This window comes from Shewanella sp. 11B5 (genome assembly GCF_002836795.1).
In the GTDB taxonomy this organism is placed as follows: Bacteria; Pseudomonadota; Gammaproteobacteria; order Enterobacterales; family Shewanellaceae; genus Shewanella; species Shewanella frigidimarina.
In genome coordinates, this window is record NZ_PJAP01000735.1 from 1 (window position 1) to 1,886 (window position 1,886).

General features: G+C 43.6%; 3 protein-coding genes. All 3 read right to left on the reverse strand.

All coding sequences use genetic code 11. The annotated features are described in order from the left end of the window. Window positions 1-118 precede the first annotated feature (118 nt). The gene (gene moaD / locus CXF78_RS15885; protein ID WP_011635576.1) at window positions 119-367 is read right to left on the reverse strand and encodes a molybdopterin synthase sulfur carrier subunit; all 249 of its coding nucleotides are present in this window, start codon (window positions 365-367) and stop codon (window positions 119-121) included. A gap of 64 nt (window positions 368-431) precedes the next feature. Beyond that, a complete protein-coding gene (gene moaC / locus CXF78_RS15890; protein ID WP_011635575.1) occupies window positions 432-908 on the reverse strand; it encodes a cyclic pyranopterin monophosphate synthase MoaC in 477 nt (158 codons plus the stop codon). Between the two features lie 86 nt (window positions 909-994). Further along, the coding region (gene moaA / locus CXF78_RS15895; RefSeq protein ID WP_102037327.1) for a GTP 3',8-cyclase MoaA at window positions 995-1,886 on the reverse strand (892 nt) is incomplete at its 5' end.

Below are 1,886 nucleotides of genomic sequence, written 5' to 3' on the forward strand. Positions count from 1 at the left end.
AACAAAATTAACCACGGCACCGTCCTGCTTATCACAGGCAAGTAGGGCATATTCATCGGCGACACTAAAGTCTTCCGTATGGACTCGTACAACAATTTGGTTACTATGATGCTCCATGTTATCCCCCTGTGACTGGAGGGAAAAAGGCCACTTCATCGCCGTCATTTACCGGTGAATCCCACTGGCTCATGGTTTGATTAATCGCCACCAGCAATTTGTCTGATGCCAACACTTTCGCCCACTTATCATCAGTAGCGGCAAGCGCTGCACGTAATGCTTCAGCAGTATCAATATTATCGCCACTATGTTCGACTTTAGCGGTGCCTAATAGCTCACGGATTTGCGCAAAAAATAATACTTGGATCATAGTGGTCTCTCAATGCATTTATTTATAAAATATACTGGGTGTACGTTAGCTCATAATGGGCGGATTAGGCTTTAAAATGGCCAGATTTCCCGCCACGTTTTTCAAGCAAACGAACTTGAGAAATAATCATGTCTTTTTGTACGGCTTTACACATGTCGTAAATGGTTAAGGCTGCCACAGAAGCTGCGGTTAGCGCTTCCATTTCAACACCGGTTTTACCCGACAACTTACACAAACTGGTAATGCGCACACGGTTATGCTCAGGCTGAGCTTCAAGCTCCACTTCCACCTTAGTCAACATCAAAGGATGACATAATGGGATCAAATCAGATGTTTTCTTTGCCGCTTGAATACCGGCAATACGTGCGGTAGCAAATACATCGCCTTTGTGATGGCTGCCATTCATGATCATGGCTAAGGTATCTGGCGCCATATCAATAAAGGCTTCAGCGCGGGCTTCGCGCTCGGTGACGGCTTTTTCAGTCACATCGACCATATGGGCATTGCCATCGGCGTTAATATGGGTAAAACAATTGCTCATGCTTTTTACTGCCTTAATCAAATTCAATGTCCATCGACTGAGCGTCACAAGTATTGCCGCGTCTGTCGGTTTAACTCAATGACGGCTTAACCACCAATAGAGGCGAGGTGTTGAGTCACACCTGTAATACCTTGATGTAAAAAGTGGGTTTCTTTTTTCTGCGCTAATTGACCGTGTAAGCGGCTAATTAATTCATCTCGCTGCGAAGGGTTTTGTATTAAATCGCGTAAATCGACGCCATTTTCAGTAAACAAACATAAATGCAATTTACCCTTTGCAGAGACTCGTAAGCGGTTACAGCTGGCACAGAAATTCTTTGCGTAAGGCATAATTAATCCAATACGACCTTGATAATCTGCATGGCTGAAGTTTTGCGCAGGACCATCATCAACACTTGGCAAGTCATATAACCAGCCTTCTCGCTCAAGTTGTTTTTTAATGTCTACACCCGCTAAATGATGTGCATTGAAATAATCGTGACCTAAGCCAGTTTCCATTAATTCAATAAAACGTAAATCAATAGGCGTGTTTTTAATCCACTGTAAAAAACGCGGTAAATCTTTGTCGTTTAAGCCTTTCAACAACACGGCATTGACTTTCACTCGCTCAAAACCAGCTTCAAGAGCCGCTTCAATGCCACGCATCACTTGGTCGAATTTATTTTCGCCTGTGATTTGGTAAAACATTTTAGGATCTAAACTATCAACTGACACATTAATACGCCGTAAACCTGCGTCATACCATTCTTTGGCATGCTGCTGTAAACGATACCCATTGGTGGTCATCGCTACGGTATTAATATTAGGATTGTCGGCAACGATCCGCACAATATCTGTGAAATCCTTGCGTAAGGTGGGCTCGCCACCAGTGATACGAACTTTTTGTGTGCCTACTTCACCGAAACCGGCAACCAGATTTTCAATCTCGTTGAGCGTTAAGAAGGTAGGTTTACCATCTGGACGATATCCGTCGGGTAAA